This window comes from Geodermatophilus sp. Leaf369 (assembly GCF_001424455.1).
Taxonomy (GTDB): domain Bacteria; phylum Actinomycetota; class Actinomycetes; order Mycobacteriales; family Geodermatophilaceae; genus Klenkia.
In genome coordinates this window covers 1,584,648-1,602,179 of the sequence record NZ_LMQA01000001.1, presented here as the reverse complement: position 1 = coordinate 1,602,179, position 17,532 = coordinate 1,584,648, and the positions used below count along the sequence as shown (strand labels likewise).

The window sequence follows — 17,532 nt, the reverse complement described above, 5'->3', positions numbered from 1 at the left end:
GGACGTGTAGGTGCGCGGCCCACCCCGTGCGGGGGGCCGTCCCCGCCGAGGGCTCAACGGCGCCGCCCACCGCGCCGACAGCAGCAGGGTGACCGGAACGCCCCCTGCCGCCGACGTCCACGCCGTGCTCGCCGCGCGGGCCGTGACCAGCGTCTTCCAGCCCATCATCGACCTCGACAGCGGCCGGGTCGTCGCCTACGAGGCGCTGGCGCGCGGCCCGGAGGGCGCCCTGCGCAGCCCCGACGCGCTGTTCGCCGCCGCCCGCGAGGCCGGCGTGCTGGCCGAGCTGGACGCCGCCTGCCGGGTGGCCGCCTTCCGCGGCGCGGTCGACGAGCACCTCCTCGCGCCCCTCACCGTCTTCGTCAACGTCGAGCCCGAGGTGCTCGACGGCGCCCCGCTCGACGAGCTGCTGGCGATCGCCCAGGGGGCCCCGGCCGAGCTCCGGGTCGTCGTGGAGATCACCGAGCGGGCGCTGGCCGCCCGGCCGGCCGAGCTGCTGCAGACCGTCCGGCGGGTCCGGGAGGTCGGCTGGGGCGTGGCCCTGGACGACGTCGGTGCCGACGCGGTCTCCCTGGCCTTCATGCCCCTGCTGCGCCCCGACGTCGTCAAGCTCGACCTGCGGCTGGTGCAGGACCGCCCGGGTCCGGCGGTCGCCGAGATCATGAACGCGGTCAACGCCTACGCCGAGCGCACCGGGGCCCTGGTGCTCGCCGAGGGCATCGAGACCCCGGAGCACCTCACCGCCGCGCTCGCCCTGGGCGCCACCCTCGGGCAGGGCTGGCTCTTCGGGCGCCCGGAGGCGGGCCCGGCCCCGCAGTTCGAGACCGCCGAGCTCGTGCTGCCCCCCGCGGCGGCGGCCGTCCCCGCGGTCGACGTCTCGCCCTTCGCCTGCCTGCCCCCGGGCACCCCGCTGCGCCGCTCGCCCAAGCTGCTGCTGATCGAGCTGAGCAAGCAGCTCGAGCGGCAGGCCATGCGGCTGGGGGAGACCTGCGTGGTCGCCGCGACCTTCCAGGAGGCCCGGCACCTCACCCCGTCCACCGTGCAGCGCTACCGCGAGCTGGCCGCCCGCACCGCCTTCGTCGCCGCCCTCGGCGACGGGCTGTCCACCGAGCCGGTCCCCGGTGTCCGCGGCGCCACGCTGGCCACCACCGACGAGGTCCGCGGCGAGTGGGACGTCGCCGTCCTCAGCCCGCACTTCAGCGCGGCGCTGCTGGCCCGCGACCTGGGCGACGACGGTCCGGAGCTGGAACGCACCTTCGAGTTCGCGCTCACCTACGACCGCGACGTCGTCGCCCGCGCCACCCACGCCCTGGTCTCCCGGGTGGCCCCCCGGGAGACCCGGCTCCCGGTGGCCCGCCGGGCCGCGGCGGTCACCGCCCCCCGGGTCCCGGAGATCACGGTGACCGCGCCCGGCGCGGAGGGCCTGCTGCACCGGGCGATGGCCGCCACCAGCAGCGGCGTCGTCATCGTCGACATGCAGCTGCCCGACCAGCCGATGGTCTTCGTCAACCGCGCCTTCGAGCGGCTCTCCGGCTTCCCCCGCGACGAGGTGCTGGGGCGCAACTGCCGGTTCCTGCAGACCCCGGACACCGACCTGGCCGCCGTGGCCCGCATCCGGTCGGCCATCGCCGAGGGCCGGGAGTGCCGGGAGACCGTGCTCAACCACCGCGGCCCCGACCAGGTGCCCTGGTGGAACGAGCTGCACCTGGCGCCGGTGACCGACTCCGCGGGTCGGGTCGTGCAGTACATCGGCGTGCAGGACGACGTCACCGGCCGGGTGGAGGCCGAGCGCCGGCTGGCACGCGAGCAGGACCGCACCCGACAGCACCTGGGCCGGATCGAGCAGCTGGCCTACACCGACCCGCTCACCGGCCTGCCCAACCGGCGCCGGCTGCAGGAGCAGGTGGAGCTGGCGATGTGGGAGTCCGAGACCGCGGGCACCGCGGTGGGGCTGCTCTTCCTGGACCTCAACGGCTTCAAGGCCGTCAACGACCGCTTCGGCCACGCGGTGGGCGACGAGCTGCTCGTGGTCGTCAGCCGCCGGGTCCGCAGCCTGCTCCGGCGCACCGACCTGCTCGCCCGGCTCGGCGGGGACGAGTTCCTCGTCGCCCTGCCCGGTCTGGACCCCTCCCGCGCGCAGGCGGAGGCGGCCAGGGTCGTCGACACCCTCGTCGCCGGGGTCGCCCTGCCGATCGAGCTGGACGGCGAGGTGGTGACGGTGGGGGCGAGCATCGGTGCCGCGGTGTCCCCGACCGACGGCGTCGACTTCGCCACCCTCCTGCACGCCGCGGACCTGCGGATGTACGCCCTCAAGGAGCAGCGCCGGGAGGCCGTGGGCGTCTGAGCAGCGGAACCACCGCTGACCGGAACCAGGAGGACCGTCGACTCGGCGCGAGCCCGACCGGGACCTGTCGAACGTCCGGTGAGGGACGACGTCGTGACCACGGCGGACGGCACCCCGCCTCGCTCAGGAGTCCCCGTGTTCACCGCCCTGCACCGCCCCCGCCCCACGTCCGCCGTCGGGCCGACCGGACCCGGAGCCGATGCCGACGTCGACGCGGTCACCGCCGTCGTCACCGGGCTGGCCCGCGCACGATCGGCCGGGGAGGCCGTCGACCTCGCCCTGCAGGCGGTGCGCACCGCGTTCGGCTGGGGCCACGGGTCCCACCGGACCGTGGACCCGGCCCAGGGGTCGGCCGGGCGGGCGTGGGCGACCGGTGAGCTGGTGCACGCGCCCGACGAGGCCGTGGTCTGCCTCCCGCTCACCGCCGCCGGGGTCGTCGTCGGCGTCCTGGAGTTCCCCGGCACCGGCCCGCTCGGCGGCCGTCGCCTCGCCACGCTGCGGTGCGTGGGCGTGCTGGTGTCCCAGGCGCTGGAGCGTGCCGCCCTCGCCGAGGAACAGGACCGGACCGCCCAGGACGTCGCCGCCGTCACCGGGGTGCTCGAGCTGCTGACCGCGGCGACCGACGCCGACGCCGCCCTCGGCGTGGCCCTGGACACCGTCCGCCGGGACTTCGGCTGGGCCTACGGCTCCTTCTGGCGGGTGGACCCCGCCGCCGGGGTGCTGCGCTTCGAGCGGGAGTCCGGGGACGCCGGCCTGGAGTTCCGCGCCGTCACCCTCGCGGCCACCTTCGCCCCCGGGGTCGGGTTGGCCGGGCGGGCCTGGCAGGCCGACGACCTGGTCTCCGTCGCCGACCTGGGCGAGCTCACCGACTGCGTGCGGGCGCCGGCCGCCCAGCGCGCCGGTGTCCGGTCCGGGGTGTGCCTGCCCGTGCGGGTCGGGGGTCGGGTGGTCGGCACGATGGACTTCTTCGCCCTGACGACCCTGACCCTCTCCGCGGGCCGGCGGGCCGCGCTGCGCAACACCGCCTTCCTGCTCGGCAGCGCCCTGGACCGGATCGCCGCGACCGAGCAGCTGGCCACCGCCGGCCGGGAGCTGGTCGCCTCCATCGAGGAGGTGGAGCGCAACGTGCTGTCCGCGACCTCGGTGGCCGGCGAGGGCCGGCGGCTGGCCATGGCCGCCCACGAGGTGGTCGCCCAGCTCGGGGACTCCAGCCGCCAGGTCGGACAGGTCGCCGTCACGATCGGCACCATCGCCGGCCAGACCAACCTGCTGGCCCTCAACGCCACCATCGAGGCCGCCCGGGCGGGGGAGGCCGGTCGCGGCTTCGCCGTGGTCGCCAACGAGGTGAAGGAGCTGGCCCGGGAGACCGCGACCGCCACCACCGACGTCACCGCCAGGATCACCGCCATCCAGGAGCAGGTGGACGCCGTCGTGGCCACCCTGGGCGGCATCGGCGCGGTGATCGAGCAGATCAACGAGACCCAGGCCGTGATCGGCGGCGTGCTGACCGAACAGGTGGCCGTCACCCGGGGGATCCTGGACTGAGCAGGGGCGTTGCCTTCCGGGCCGGTGGTCGACACGCTGTCCCCCTGCGGGGCGCACCCGCGGACGACGAGGGGGACACCATGCCGGCGCCGGCCGACAGCCACGACCTGATCCGGGTGCAGGGCGCCCGGGAGAACAACCTCAAGGACGTCAGCGTCGAGCTGCCCAAGCGGCGGCTGACCGTGTTCACCGGGGTGTCCGGGTCGGGCAAGAGCTCGCTGGTGTTCGGCACGATCGCCGCGGAGTCCCAGCGGATGATCAACGAGACGTACAGCGCGTTCCTGCAGGGCTTCATGCCCACGCTGGCGAGGCCCGACGTCGACGTCCTCGACGGCCTGACCACGGCGATCATCGTCGACCAGGAGCGGATGGGCGCCAACCCGCGCTCCACCGTCGGCACGGTCACCGACGCCGCCGCCGTGCTGCGGATCGTGTTCAGCCGACTCGCCCAGCCCCAGATCGGCGGCCCGCAGGCCTACTCGTTCAACGTGGCCTCGGTCAGCGGTGCCGGCGCCATCACCACCGAGCGGGCGGGCAAGCAGGTGAAGGAGCGCAAGACCTTCACCGTCACCGGCGGGATGTGCCCCACCTGCGAGGGCCGCGGCACGGTCGTCGACATCGACCGGACGGCGCTCTACGACGACTCCAAGTCCCTCAACGAGGGCGCCCTGACCATCCCGGGGATCACGATGGACGGCTGGTACGGCCGGATCTACCGGGAGAGCGGCTTCTTCGACCCGGACAAGCCCATCCGCGACTACACCGCGACCGAGCTGGACGACCTGCTGCACAAGGAGGCCACCAAGCTCAGGATCAGCGGGATCAACCTGACCTACCTGGGGCTGCTCCCGCAGGTCCGCAAGACGTTCCTGGCCAAGGACCGGGAGGCCATGCAGCCGCACATCCGGGCCTTCGTGGACCGGGCGGTCGCGTTCACCACCTGCCCCGACTGCGGCGGCACCAGGCTGGCCGAGGCCGCCCGGAACAGCCGGATCGGCGAGGTCTCCATCGCCGACGCCTGCGCCATGCAGATCACCGACCTGCGCGACTGGGTGCACGGCCTCGACGAGCCCTCGGTCGCCCCGCTGCTGGGCGCGCTGCGGCACTCGCTGGACTCCTTCGTGGAGATCGGGCTGGGCTACCTGTCCCTCGACCGGCCCTCGGGCACGCTCAGCGGCGGCGAGGCGCAGCGGGTGAAGATGATCCGGCACCTCGGGAGCTCGCTCACCGACGTCACCTACGTCTTCGACGAGCCCACCATCGGCCTGCACCCGCACGACATCGCCCGGATGAACACCCTGCTGCTGCAGCTGCGCGACAAGGGCAACACCGTGCTGGTCGTCGAGCACAAGCCCGAGGCCATCGCGATCGCCGACCACGTCGTCGACCTCGGGCCGCGGGCGGGCACCGCCGGCGGCGAGGTGGTCTTCGAGGGCACCGTCGAGGGGCTGCGGGCCGCCGACACCCTCACCGGCCGGCACCTCGACGACCGCGCCCGGCTCAAGGACGTCGTCCGCACCCCCACCGGGGTGCTCGAGGTGCGCGGCGCGAGCGAGCACAACCTGCGCGACGTGGACGTCGACGTCCCGCTCGGGGTGCTGGTCGTCGTCACCGGGGTGGCAGGGTCGGGCAAGAGCTCGCTGGTGCACGGCTCGGTCGCCGGCCGGGACGGCGTGGTGGTGGTCGACCAGGGCGCGATCCGCGGCTCCCGGCGCAGCAACCCGGCCACCTACACCGGCCTGCTCGAGCCGGTGCGCAAGGCCTTCGCCAAGGCCAACGGGGTCAAGCCGGCGCTGTTCAGCGCCAACTCCGAGGGGGCCTGCCCGACCTGCAACGGCGCCGGGGTCGTCTACACCGACCTGGCGATGATGGCCGGGGTCGCCACCACCTGCGAGCAGTGCGAGGGGCGCCGCTTCGACGACGCGGTGCTCGAGTACCACCTCGGCGGCAAGGACGTCAGCGAGGTGCTGTCCATGCCGGTGTCCGAGGCGGTGGAGTTCTTCGCCGCGGGGGAGTCGGCGGTGCCGGCCGCGGCGAGGATCGTGGCCCGGATGGTCGACGTCGGGCTGGGCTACCTGACGCTGGGCCAGCCGCTCACCACGCTGTCCGGCGGCGAGCGCCAGCGGCTCAAGCTGGCCACCCACCTGGGTGGGGACGGCGGGGTCTTCGTCCTCGACGAGCCCACCACCGGCCTGCACCTGGCCGACGTGGAGCAGCTGCTCGGACTGCTCGACCGGCTGGTCGAGTCGGGCACCTCGGTGGTCGTCATCGAGCACCACCAGGCGGTGATGGCGCACGCCGACTGGATCATCGACCTGGGGCCCGGCGCCGGGCACGACGGCGGCCGGGTGGTCTTCGAGGGCACCCCGGCGCAGCTGGTCGCCGACGGCTCGACGCTCACCGCCCAGCACCTGGCCGCCTACGTGGGACGGTGACGTCGGGCACCCCGTGACCGATCGGACGGGTCCGACGTGCATGGTGGACGGCGAGACACCCCCGAGCCACCCAGGAGCCCGTCGCCCGTGTCCGTCGAACCGCCCACCGACCTGCAGCCCGACGACGTCTTCGGCCCCCTCACCCGGGTCGACGTCGACCCGCTGCCGTGGCTGGCCACCCACCGCGAGGCCGGCCCGGTGGCCCGGCTCGACCTGTTCGGCAACCCGGTCTGGCTGGTCACCCGGCACGCCGACGTCCGGGCCGTGCTGGGGGACACCGCGACCTTCAGCAACGACTTCGCCCACCTGGCCGCAGCCGACGACGACGGCGACCTGGGCCTCTCCGACCCCGGTGGCCTGGGCTTCCGCGACCCGCCGGACCACACCCGGCTGCGCCGCATGCTGGCCCCGGCCTTCACCGCCCGGTCGATCGCCGCGCTGGAGCCGGCCGTCCGCCGGGTCGTCGACGAGTGCCTGGACGCCGTGGCCGCGGCCGGACCGGGCGTGGACCTGGTCAGCGTGTTCGCCGACCAGGTGCCGGCACTGGTGATCGGCGAGCTGCTGGGCGTGCCGCGCGCGGACCAGGTGGACTTCGCGGCGCTCGCGGCCGGTCGCTTCGACCTGCTGCAGAGCATCGTGGCCCCGCTGGACTCCGCAGCCCAGTCGCTGGTGCTGCTGCGCGACCTGGTGGCCCGGGAACGCAAGGACCCGGGCACCGGCCTGCTCGGGGACCTGGTGCGCGAGCACGGGGACACCGTGGACGACGAGGAGCTCGCCGGGCTGGTCGACGGCCTGCTCGTCGGTGGGCACGAGACCACGGCCAGCATGCTGGCCCTCTCGACCCTGCTGCTGCTGCGTGACCCCGCCGCAGCCGACCGGCTGCGCCGGGACCCGGCGGCGGTGCAGGGTGCGGTCGAGGAGCTGCTGCGGCACCTGACCGTCGTCCAGGTGGCGTTCCCGCGGTTCGCCCGTGCCGACACGGTGCTGGCCGGTCAGCCGGTCGCGGCCGGTGAGCTGGTGCTCTGCTCGCTGGCCGGCGCCGACCGCGACCCGCGGTGGGCCGCCGACCTGGAGGAGCTGGACCTCTCCCGTCCGGCCCTGCAGCACCTGGCCTTCGGGCACGGCATCCACCACTGCCTGGGTGCGCCGCTGGCCCGGCTGGAGCTGCAGGTCGCGCTCCCCGCGCTGCTCGCCCGCTTCCCCGACCTGCGGGTCGCCGACCCTGCCTGGCAGCCGGCCTTCCGGCAGCGCTCCATCGTGTTCGGGCTGGAGTCGCTGCCGGTCAGCTGGTGAGGCGCCCCCACCGTGCCGCTCAGGTGCCGCTCAGGCGCCCGCGGGGTCCTGCAGGGTCTCCGGCGGCAGGTGGTGTGCGCCGGTGTCGAGCATCGTCGTCAGCCGGTCGAGCAGGCTCTCCAGGGCCTCCTCGAACTCCGTCACCGTCTCGTCCAGGGACAGCAGCGGCTGCAGCTCCACGATCAACGGGTAGGCGTCCAGGTCGCTGACCCGGGCGGTGGAGGACCCGTTCGGGTCGTCGATGGCGTTCATCGCGATGCCCCGCTGGGCGACCTCGAGCAGCAGGTGACCCAGCAGGAAGCTGGTGTAGGCGCGGTAGGCGACCACCGCCTGCACGCTGGTGAAGCCGTTGGTGTGCAGCGCCCGCAGCAGCGACTCCACCCACCTCAGGCTGCGCAGTGGCGGCCGCACCCAGGGTGCCGCCGGCGGGCGGGTGGCCACCAGCGGGAAGAGCGCCGGGTGGGCGAGGGCGATCCGCCGCACCCCGTGCGCCAGTCGCTGCAGGTAGTCCTGCCAGCCGAAGCGCGGTTCGAAGAACACGTCCTCGTCGCCGAACAGCTCGTCGACCACGGCGTCGACGACACCGTCGAGCAGGTCGTCCCGGCCGGGGACGTAGCGGTAGAGGCTCATCGCCTCCACGCCCAGGGCGGTGCCCAGCCGGCGCATCGTCAGGGCCGGCAGGCCGTGCGAGTCGATGAAGTCGATGGCACCGGAGATGATCCGGTCCCGGTCGAGCGGGATGCGGGTGCCCAGGTCCGGCGGGCCCACCGGGTCCTCGGCCGGTCGCAGCCCGCGGTTCTCCGGCAGGTCGGGGTCGTCGGGGTGGTCGGGGCTGTCGATGCCCCCTTGGCCGACGGCGCCCACCTCGTTGCGGGGGACCTCGTCGGCCGCCTCGTCGGTGGTCGCGGGCACGCTGTTCCTCCGCTCGCCGTTCGGTTGACGCCGTCAACCCTTGCACCGGCTCCACCCAGCGGCACGTCGAAGCCGCACTTCACCCCCCAGGGGGGTTTAGGGCGTTGCCTTACGGCGTACACCTCCCCTCGACGACGCGCCCTTACGACGTAGGAAGCGCGGGGTCACACCGGATGGTGCGCAATGCACCGTCCGGGAACCGATCGCCCGGGCAGCTGCCCGGACGGCCCCGGCGCTCCGGCGCCCGACACGAGGAGATCCCCATGAGCGGCATCGACAAGATCAAGAACGCTGCGGAAGAGGCCCTGGGCAAGGCCAAGGAGGCCGTCGGCGGCGCGACCGACAACGAGANAGGAGATCCCCATGAGCGGCATCGACAAGATCAAGAACGCTGCGGAAGAGGCCCTGGGCAAGGCCAAGGAGGCCGTCGGCGGCGCGACCGACAACGAGAAGCTGCAGGCCGAGGGTCAGAAGGACCAGGCCTCGGCGAACACCAAGCAGGCCGGCGAGAACGTCAAGGACGTCTTCAAGTAGGTCGTCCCCGGGGCCGGGCGTCCACCGCGACGCCCGGCCCGGCGCGTCCCCGGCCCCACCCGCACCCCCCCTCATCGACACCCGGCCACCGGCCGCGCACTCCAGGAGCACCGCATGAGCACCGACCCGAACACCCGCGCCGACACGACGGCCGGCGCGACGCCGGCCTCGGCCGTCACCGCCGACCGGCACGTCGACCGCAAGGACGTCGTCGCCCTCGAGAAGTCCCGCGTCGGCGGCGTGAAGATCGGCTCGGCCTTCTTCGGCTGGCTGACCGCCACCGGCATGAGCATCCTGCTCATCGCCCTGGTCGCCGCCGCCGGCACCGCGGTCGGGCTCAGCAACGACGTCGACCTCTCCGAGGCGGCCGACCAGGCCGCCCAGGACCCGCAGTCGGTGGGCCTCGTCGGCGGCATCGCGCTGCTGGTCATCCTCTTCATCGCCTACTACTGCGGTGGCTACGTCGCCGGCCGGATGGCCCGCTTCCACGGCGCCCGCCAGGGCATCGCCGTCTGGGGCTGGGCCGTCGTCATCGCCGTCGTCATCGCGATCGTGGCCGCCGTCGCCGGTGACCAGTACGACGTGCTCGGCCAGCTCAACGTCTTCCCCCGCCTGCCGGTCAACGAGGGCGACCTGACCACCACCGCCCTGATCGTCGCCGGGATCGTCGCCCTGACCGCCCTCGTGGGTGCCGTCCTCGGTGGTCTGGCCGGCATGCGGTTCCACCGCAAGGCCGACAAGGCCGGTCTGGGCGCCTGACCCACCCGGGCACCGCACCCGCCCCGCACCGTCCGACGGTGCAGCAGTGACCCACCCCCGCCCGGGCGACGAGCCCGGGCGGGGGGCCTCGGCTCCCCGAGACGTCGCGCCCCTGGACTCGGAGCTGACCAGCCCCACCGACCCCGCCGCCGTCCTCCCCGACCCCGAACGGGGCCCGGCAGCCGGCACCGTGCGCGGACGGGCCGCCGTCGTCGACGGCGTCCTGGTCCTCACCGGCGAGATCGACGGTGACCTCCGTCGACTCTGGGACGACGAGGCCCGCGCCGACCCCGACGTGGTCGCCGTGGACGCCCGGTCCGTCACCTACCTCGGCACCGCCGGTCTGGCGTTGTTGTCCGAGCTGTCCGGCACCTCCGCCGAGCCGATCCCGCTGTGGACGGCGAGCCGGGCGGTGCTGCACGCCCTGCGAGCGGTCGGCCTGGACTCCGGGTTCGACCTGCACGACCCGTCGTCCCCCACCGGCTGAGCGTCCGCTCCCCGGCCCCCTGATCGGAAGGAACCCCGCCGTGTGGGTCCTGCTCTCCAGCAAGCTGCGCACCTGGGTGCTGCTGTCCGTCGCCGTCCCCCTCGTCTCGCGGCTGCTGCGCACCGTGGCCGCCTCCCTCGAGAAGCGCACCGGTCGCACCGTGATCACCCGCGTGCTCGCCAAGGCCGGTGACCTGACCGGTCGCGTCGCCCGCAAGGGCGCCTCGAAGGCCGCGACCACCGCGACCGACGCCGCCTCGGGTCAGAAGCGCGCGGCGTGAGCACCGCCCGATCGACCGCACCGGCCCAGCCGGCGCTGCCGGTCCGCGGTCTCGCCGAGTTCCTCGGCACCGCGCTGCTCGTCATCGGCGGTGTCGGCACCGCCGTCGCCGCCCCGGACACCGGCACCGTCGGGATCGCCCTGGCCTTCGGCCTGAGCCTGCTGGTGCTGGCGTACACGATCGGCCCGGTCTCGGGCTGTCACGTCAACCCGGCCGTCACCCTCGGCGCGCTCGTCGCGGGCCGGATCGCCCCGGCCGCGGCGGGCGTCTACGTCCTCGCCCAGCTCCTGGGCGGGCTCGCCGGTGCCGGCGTGGTGTTCGGCATCCGCTCGGCCGACCCGACGTTCCGCCTCTCCGTCGACGGCCTGGGCACGAACGGCTGGGGCGAGGCCTCGACCGGCGGCTACGGCATCGGCGCCGCGCTGATCGTCGAGTTCGTGCTCACGCTGCTGCTGGTGCTCACCGTGCTCACCGCGACCGCCCGGACGACGAACGCCGCCGTCGCCGGCCTGCCGATCGGGTTCGCCCTGGTCGTGGCGCACCTCGTCGCCGTCCCGATCGACGGCACCTCGGTCAACCCGGCCCGCAGCCTCGGTCCGGCGCTGATCTCGGGGGGCACCGCGCTGAGCCAGGTCTGGCTCTTCCTGCTCGTCCCGCTCGTCGGCGCACTGGCCGCCGCGCTGCTCTACAAGGTGCTGTGGCCCGCCGGGTCCGAGCAGGCCGGCGACGACGCCCCCGCCGAGGGTGGCGCCCGGGGCCGGGCCGCGCGGAACCGCACCCAGCCCGACCCCACCACCGGTCCGGCGGGCAAGCGCCGCCGCTGACCGACCCGTCCCACGGAGCGGGAACCCCGTTCCGCTCCTTGGGACAGCGGTGCATGCTGCCGGTGTGGACACCTACACCCACGGCCACGCCGACGCAGTCCTGCAGTCCCACCGCTGGCGCACCGCGGAGAACTCCGCCGGGTACCTGCTGCCGCACCTGCGCCCCGGCCTGGACGTCCTCGACGTCGGCTGCGGGCCCGGCACCATCACCGTCGACCTGGCCCGGCTGGTGGCACCCGGCGGCCGGGTGACCGGTCTGGACCTCTCCCCGGCCCCGCTGGACGAGGCCCGGGCGCTGGCGGCCGAGCGTGGGGTCGACGTGGGCTTCGCCGTCGGCGACGTCTACGCCCTGGACCTCCCCGACGACAGCGTCGACGTGGTGCACGCCCACCAGGTGCTGCAGCACCTCACCGACCCGGTCGCCGCGCTGCGCGAGATGGTGCGGGTCTGCCGGCCCGGGGGCGTGGTCGCCGTCCGGGACGTCGACTACGCCGCCACCACCTGGTTCCCGGCCGACGACGGGCTGGACCGCTGGCTGGCGCTCTACTCCCGGGTCGCCCGGGCCAACGACGCCGAACCCGACGCCGGACGGCGGCTGCGCTCCTGGGCGCACGCCGCCGGGCTGCGCGACCACACCGCGACCACCTCGGCCTGGTGCTACGCCGGCGACGCCGAGCGCGAGTGGTGGGGCACCTCGTGGGCCGGTCGGGCGACGGCGTCCGCCTTCGCCGAGCAGGCTGTGGCCTACGGGCTGGCCACCCCGGCCGACCTGGACGACGTCGCCGCGGCCTGGATGCGCTGGGCCGCGGCCGAGGACGGCTGGCTCGCCCTGCTGCACGGCGAGCTGCTGATCCGGGTCTGAGCGCTCACGCCTCCTGCGGGTGCCGGACCTGCGCCTCGAGGGCCTGCAGCGAGCGGCGGACCCCCACGGTCACCGCACCCAGGGCGAAGAACCCCTCGTCGTCGGGGATCTCCGAGGCGCGCAGCAGGTGGGTCAGCCGGTCCAGCGCCCCGACGGCGGCGACGATGGCCGCATCGCGCCCGTCGGGGTCGTCCCCGTCGTGGTAAGGGGTGCGCACGACCCCGGCCAGCCCCTCGAGGGCGTCGGCCAGGACCCAGCCCGTGCCGTCGTCCACCCGGTCCAGGCCGCGACGGTGCGGCTGGAACTCCACCACGAGCGTGGTCAGGTCGTCGATCAGGACCGCGACCCGGTCCAGCGCGCGGGACTGCTCGCGGATGCTGCCGGCCCGGCCCTGCCAGCGGTGCGCCCGCGGGTTGGCCCGCCGGGCCCGCTCCACCTGCTGCTCGTCCCGGCGCAGCCGGTCCAGCGCGGCGTCGAGCACCTCACCGCGCTGGTCCCAGTCGGCCGGGCTGGGCACCCGCCCGACCCGGAGGGCGACGGCGACGTCCTCGAGGTGGGCGGCCAGCAGCGAGCGGGTGACGGCGAGCTGCTCGACGGCCCGGGTGAGCAGCATCGGTGGGAAGAGGAGCGTGGTCACCGCGACCCCGACCGCGGCCCCGAGCAGGGTCAGCCCGCCGTAGCGGAGCACGTAGGACGCCGGGTCGTCGGTGCCGACGGTGATCATCAGGACCGCCGCGAAGCTCACCCAGCTGGCCTGCTCGCGCAGCAGGCGCCACTGCTCGACCACCACGGCGATCCCGACGATCAGCGCGATGGTCAGTGCGTTCGGCACCCCGCGGGTCAGCTCGTAGACCCCGACGGCCAGGCCGAAGCCCAGGAACATCGCGGCCACGGTCCGCCAGGCCGCCGAGACCGAGTCGGCCACCGTCGGGTGCACGGCGATCACCGCGCCCAGCGGGGCGTAGTAGGCGTAGTCGCTCAGCGTCGGCGGCAGCAGGAGCGCGATCTGCCAGGCCAGTCCCGCCGCCACCGCTGCCCTGATCCCACGCTGCACCCACGGCCGGCGCAGCAGGTCGACCGCCTGCCTCACCGGGTCATGATGGGACAGCCCCCGTCGTGGCCCGCCGCCGGGTTCAGCGGGCGGCGGCGGCGCCGGCCAGTCCGGTCTCGACCCAGCTGCGCAGCGCGGCCTCGTCCTCCAGCTGGTCGGCCTGCACCACCAGCCAGCCGGCCATCTCGCGGCTCCTCATGACCATCCGGGTCACCCCGGGTCGGGCGAGCAGGTCCTCGGCCCGGGCGGGGTCGCAGCGGACCATGAGCACGCCGGCGCGGTTGGCGGCCAGCACCATGCGGCCCCCCTCCAGGAAGGCCAGCCCGCCGAACATCGCCCGCTCCGTCGCCCCGGGCAGCGCCGCGCGCAGACGGTCGGCGAGGTCCTGGTCGTGGGCCATGCGGCACCGTACCGGCCGGCGGGGGCCGGTGGTCAGGCGTCGAGCCGGTACCCCACCCGGTTGACGGTGACGAGCTGGCCGGCCGCTGGCCCGAGCTTGGCCCGCACCCGCATGAGGAACACGTCGACGGTCCGCCGTCCGGGCTCGGGGCCCGCGCCCCACACCCGGCGCAGCAGGTCGGCGCGGGTGAGCACCTCGCCGGGCTGCCGGGCCAGCACCTCGAGCACCTCGAACTCCCGAGCGGTGAGCTGCAGCTCCTCGCCGTCCACCCAGGCCCGGTACCCCGCCGGGGCCATGGTGAGCCGGCCGACGCGGACCAGGTCGTCGGCGGGCAGGGCGGGGCTGGTGGCGTGCGCGTCCAGGGTGCGGGCCAGGGCGGCCACCTCCGCGGGGGTGGCCTCGTGCACCGAGCCGTCGTCGGCGTGCACGGACACCGCCAGCGAACCCGGTTCGTCGTCCCGCTGGTGCACCGTGATCACGGTGATGGTCATCGTCGTCTCCAGGTGACCGGGGCGGGTACGCCGACGGCCGGGGTCCACGACGGTGCCGTGGGCCCCGGCCGCCGGGCCGTGCCGTTCTGCGGTGCGGTGGGTCAGCCGGCGTTGATCGCGTCGACGGCGGTCTGGCCCTCTTCGCGGAGGGTGTCGGAGATCGGGGCGGAGCCGGCGGCGTCGGCCGCGGCCTGCTGGCCGTCCTCGCTGATCACGTAGCCCATGAAGGCCTTGACGAGCTCGCCCTGGGCGGCGTCCTCGTAGTCGATGCAGCCGATGTGGTAGCTGACCAGCACGATCGGGTACTCGCCGGACTCCTCGGTCTGCCGGTTGACCTCGATGGCGAAGTCGTACTCGCCGCGGCCCTCGACGTTCTCGGAGTTCTCGACGACGGCGGCGGCGGCCTCGGCGGACGGGGCGACGAAGTCGTCCCCGACACCGATGTTGGCCACGCCGAGGTCGCCGGCCTGGGAGGCGTCGGCGTAGCCGATGGCGCCGGCACCGGCCTCGACGGCGGAGATGACGCCCGAGGTGCCGTTGGCGGCCTCGCCACCGGACAGCGGCCACTCGCCGTCGGCCTCGTCGGTCCAGACGTCGGGAGCGGTCTGGCCGAGGTAGTCGGTGAAGTTCTCGGTGGTGCCCGAGTCGTCACCGCGGTGCACGGGGGTGATGGCGGTCGAGGGCAGGTCGGCGTCCGGGTTGTCCGCGGCGATCTCGGCGGCGTCCCAGGTGGTGATGGAGCCGTTGAAGATCCCGGCCAGCACGGTGGGGGAGAGGTTCAGGTCGTCGACGCCGTCGAGGTTGTAGACCACGGCGATCGGCGAGATGTAGTTCGGCAGCTCGAAGACGTCGCCGCCGCCGCACCGCTCCTGCGCCGCGGCCAGCTCCTCGTCGTCCAGGTAGGCGTCGGAGCCGGCGAACGCGGTGCCGCCGTCGATGAACTGCTCACGACCGCCGCCGGAGCCGACCGGGTCGTAGTTGACCGTCACGTCGGGGGCGACGGAGGTGAAGCCGGCGGCCCAGCCCTGCATGGCGGCCTGCTGGCTGGAGGCCCCGGCGCCGACGAGCTCGCCGGAGAGGTCGGCCGAGGCGGAGTCGCCGCCGGCGGCGGTGTCGGAGCCGCCGCCCTCGTTCGAGGCGCCACAGGCGGACAGGGCCAGGGTGCTGACCAGGGCCGCGGAGAGGGCCCAGGTGCGCGTGGTGGTGCTGAGCTTCACGAGTGACCTCATCTTGTGTTCCGGGCTCGCAGGCCCGACGGGGACCGCCCGGGATCCCCCGGGTCGCTGTCGGGTGGAACGGTCCGGTCAGCCGGTGAGCGGACGGGTGCCGTTCGGTGGACCCCCGGTGAACGAACGGTCAAGAAGAGGTCACGGACCTGTGACGACGACGGCTGCTCGCCCGCCGGCCACCCGGCGTTCACCCGCGGCGTGACGAGGGTCTCGGGGCGCCCGCCCGGACCCGGCGTCGATCAGCTCCGACGAGGAGAGTGCGTCCTCCTCCACCGGCGTCGGTGGAGGAGGACGCACGGTGGTCGTCCCAGCTGATCGACGCCGACGAGGGTCAGGTCGCGGGGTGCTCGGCGTTGGCGACGACGGCGGTGCTGACGTACTGCGCGAGGCCGGGGGCGATCGCGTCGTAGTACCGGGTGAACCGCTCGTCCTCCACGTACATCCGGCCCAGGCAGGCGTGCAGCTCCGGCGGGCAGTCGTACCAGCGGGTGGTGATCTGCTGGCGGTGCTCCTCGGCCAGGTCCCTCGCCCGCTGCCCGTCGGCGGGGGCGCCCTCGGCCAGTGCGGCGGCGAAGCGGGCCTCCAGGTCGGCGGTCTCGGCCTTGACGTCGAGCCAGTCCTGCTTGCTCATGGCCTGCTGGCGCCCCTGCGACTGCGCCCAGGCGTCGGTGTCGCCCCAGCGCTCCTGGGCCTCGTCGGCGTACTGCTCGGGCAGCCAGTCGCCGAACACCTCGAACCGCTCCTCCGGGGTCAACGAGATCCCCATCTGCCGTGCCTCCATCTCCTTCTCGACGGCCGCGACCATCTGGTGCGTCCGGTCCAGCTGCTCGGTGAGCAGCCGGTGCTGTCGACGCAGGTGTTCCCCCGCGTCGACGTCCGGGTCGTCCAGCAGTGCGCCGATCTCCTCGAGGCCGAAGCCGAGCCCGCGGTAGAGCAGCACGCGCTGCAGCCGGTCGACGTCGGGCACGTCGTAGACGCGGTACCCCGCCGACGTACGGCCGGACGGCGTCAGCAGCCCGATCCGGTCGTAGTGGTGCAGCGTGCGCACCGTGACCCCGGCCAGCCGGGCGAGCTCTCCCACCGTGTGGCTCACGGCCCCTCCTCTCTCTGACGATCTCGACTGAAGCGCCTGACGCCGCGTCAGGGTCAACCTCGTCAGGCGTGGGCGGGGGGACGGGGCCAGGATCGGGGTGTGCTGCCCTCCCCGGACGACCGCTTCCCCCGTTCCCGCGTCAGCATCCGCGGCAAGGAGATGGCCTACGTCGACACCGGGTCCGGGGAGACGATCCTGTTCCTGCACGGCAACCCGACGTCGTCCTACCTGTGGCGCAACGTCATCCCGCACCTCACCGACCAGGGCCGCTGCGTGGCGCCGGACCTCATCGGCATGGGCGAGTCGGACAAGCTGGACGCCGGCCGCGGCACCTACTCCTTCGCCACGCACGCGGCGTACCTGGAGGACCTGCTCGAGGACCTGCAGCTCGGCGATCGGATCACCCTGGTGCTGCACGACTGGGGCTCCGCGCTCGGGTTCGACTGGGCCTCCCGGCACCCCGAGCGGGTGCGGGCGATCGCCTTCACCGAGGCGATCGTCTCCCCGCTGCTGTGGGCGGACTGGCCGCGGGCGGCCAAGGGGGTCTTCCAGGGCATGCGCTCGGACGCCGGGGAGTCCCTGGTCCTGGACCGCAACACCTTCGTCGAGCGGATCCTCCCCGCCTCGACCCTGCACGGGCTGACCCCGGAGGCCCACGACCGGTACCGGCAGCCGTTCCTGGAGCGGGAGGACCGCTGGCCCACGCTGGAGTGGCCGCGGCAGATCCCGATCGAGCACGTGCCGCCGGACGTGCACGACGTCGTCGACCACTACGGGCAGTGGCTGGCGCACTCCGAGGTGCCCAAGCTCTTCCTGGACGCCGACCCGGGCTCGATCCTGACCGGGCGGCTGCGGCACCTGGTGCGTCGCTGGCCGGCGCTGACCGAGGTCACCGTGCCGGGCTCGCACTTCGTGCCCGAGGACTCCCCGCACGAGCTGGGGACGGCGATCGCGGACTGGCTGCGCAGCCTGCCCTGAAACCGGTGGCCCGAC

17 protein-coding genes are annotated in these 17,532 nt (G+C 74.4%); 11 read left to right on the top strand and 6 right to left on the bottom strand.

Translation table 11 applies throughout. The features are described 5' to 3' along the window. Nucleotides 1–88: 88 nt before the first annotated feature. The 4 genes from ASG36_RS07885 to ASG36_RS07870 all read left to right on the top strand — a co-directional run bounded on the left by ASG36_RS07885 (nt 89) and on the right by ASG36_RS07870 (nt 7,617). Nucleotides 89–2,344 carry a diguanylate cyclase domain-containing protein gene (locus ASG36_RS07885; protein ID WP_055761596.1) on the top strand — a complete coding sequence of 752 codons (2,256 nt, stop codon included), beginning with the start codon at nt 89–91 and terminating at the stop codon, nt 2,342–2,344. Between the two features lie 135 nt (nt 2,345–2,479). After that, entirely contained in the window at nt 2,480–3,889 is a 1,410-nt protein-coding gene (locus tag ASG36_RS22980; protein WP_304437787.1) for a methyl-accepting chemotaxis protein, read from the top strand. Between the two features lie 80 nt (nt 3,890–3,969). Then, entirely contained in the window at nt 3,970–6,324 is a 2,355-nt protein-coding gene (locus ASG36_RS07875; RefSeq protein ID WP_055761593.1) for an excinuclease ABC subunit UvrA, read from the top strand. 87 nt (nt 6,325–6,411) lie between these two features. Continuing rightward, nucleotides 6,412–7,617 carry a cytochrome P450 gene (locus tag ASG36_RS07870; RefSeq protein ID WP_235494702.1) on the top strand — a complete coding sequence of 402 codons (1,206 nt, stop codon included), beginning with the start codon at nt 6,412–6,414 and terminating at the stop codon, nt 7,615–7,617. Between the two features lie 30 nt (nt 7,618–7,647). Here ASG36_RS07870 and ASG36_RS07865 read toward each other — a convergent pair whose 3' ends face one another. Next, nucleotides 7,648–8,529, bottom strand: coding sequence for a TetR/AcrR family transcriptional regulator (locus ASG36_RS07865; protein ID WP_235494700.1), 882 nt, complete (start codon nt 8,527–8,529; stop codon nt 7,648–7,650). Nucleotides 8,530–8,892: 363 nt separating this feature from the next. On the opposite strand from ASG36_RS07865, the gene ASG36_RS21465 reads away from it, so the two are divergent. The 6 genes from ASG36_RS21465 to ASG36_RS07840 all read left to right on the top strand — a co-directional run bounded on the left by ASG36_RS21465 (nt 8,893) and on the right by ASG36_RS07840 (nt 12,275). Then, nucleotides 8,893–9,063 carry a CsbD family protein gene (locus ASG36_RS21465; protein WP_082522852.1) on the top strand — a complete coding sequence of 57 codons (171 nt, stop codon included), beginning with the start codon at nt 8,893–8,895 and terminating at the stop codon, nt 9,061–9,063. 114 nt (nt 9,064–9,177) lie between these two features. Then, entirely contained in the window at nt 9,178–9,822 is a 645-nt protein-coding gene (locus tag ASG36_RS07860) for a hypothetical protein (RefSeq protein ID WP_082522851.1), read from the top strand. Between the two features lie 46 nt (nt 9,823–9,868). Beyond that, nucleotides 9,869–10,309 (top strand): hypothetical protein, encoded by a 441-nt coding sequence (locus tag ASG36_RS07855; RefSeq protein WP_055761590.1) that lies wholly within the window; start codon nt 9,869–9,871, stop codon nt 10,307–10,309. Nucleotides 10,310–10,349: 40 nt separating this feature from the next. Continuing rightward, complete coding sequence (locus ASG36_RS07850) at nt 10,350–10,589, top strand: hypothetical protein (protein WP_055761587.1); 240 nt, start codon at nt 10,350–10,352, stop codon at nt 10,587–10,589. Further along, complete coding sequence (locus ASG36_RS07845) at nt 10,586–11,413, top strand: aquaporin (RefSeq protein WP_082522850.1); 828 nt, start codon at nt 10,586–10,588, stop codon at nt 11,411–11,413. The genes ASG36_RS07850 and ASG36_RS07845 overlap by 4 nt, the downstream gene beginning before the upstream one ends. A 64-nt stretch (nt 11,414–11,477) precedes the next feature. Next, on the top strand, nt 11,478–12,275 hold the full coding sequence (locus tag ASG36_RS07840) for a methyltransferase domain-containing protein (protein ID WP_055761584.1): 798 nt from the start codon (nt 11,478–11,480) through the stop codon (nt 12,273–12,275). Nucleotides 12,276–12,279: 4 nt separating this feature from the next. Here ASG36_RS07840 and ASG36_RS07835 read toward each other — a convergent pair whose 3' ends face one another. From ASG36_RS07835 to ASG36_RS07815, 5 genes are all read right to left on the bottom strand, one after another. Continuing rightward, the gene (locus ASG36_RS07835; RefSeq protein WP_055761582.1) at nt 12,280–13,365 is read right to left on the bottom strand and encodes an aromatic acid exporter family protein; all 1,086 of its coding nucleotides are present in this window, start codon (nt 13,363–13,365) and stop codon (nt 12,280–12,282) included. Between the two features lie 43 nt (nt 13,366–13,408). Further along, nucleotides 13,409–13,726, bottom strand: a complete 318-nt coding sequence (locus ASG36_RS07830) for a TfoX/Sxy family protein (RefSeq protein WP_055761579.1) — start codon at nt 13,724–13,726, stop codon at nt 13,409–13,411. A 32-nt stretch (nt 13,727–13,758) separates the two neighbouring features. Further along, nucleotides 13,759–14,217 carry a winged helix-turn-helix domain-containing protein gene (locus ASG36_RS07825; protein ID WP_055761575.1) on the bottom strand — a complete coding sequence of 153 codons (459 nt, stop codon included), beginning with the start codon at nt 14,215–14,217 and terminating at the stop codon, nt 13,759–13,761. A 101-nt stretch (nt 14,218–14,318) separates the two neighbouring features. Then, complete coding sequence (gene pstS, locus ASG36_RS07820) at nt 14,319–15,434, bottom strand: phosphate ABC transporter substrate-binding protein PstS (protein WP_200944363.1); 1,116 nt, start codon at nt 15,432–15,434, stop codon at nt 14,319–14,321. Between the two features lie 343 nt (nt 15,435–15,777). Next, nucleotides 15,778–16,539: a MerR family transcriptional regulator gene (locus tag ASG36_RS07815; protein ID WP_055761570.1), complete on the bottom strand. Its 762-nt coding sequence runs from the start codon at nt 16,537–16,539 to the stop codon at nt 15,778–15,780. A 99-nt stretch (nt 16,540–16,638) separates the two neighbouring features. On the opposite strand from ASG36_RS07815, the gene ASG36_RS07810 reads away from it, so the two are divergent. Then, a complete protein-coding gene (locus ASG36_RS07810) occupies nt 16,639–17,517 on the top strand; it encodes a haloalkane dehalogenase (RefSeq protein WP_235494698.1) in 879 nt (292 codons plus the stop codon). The last annotated feature ends 15 nt before the right edge of the window (nt 17,518–17,532 follow it).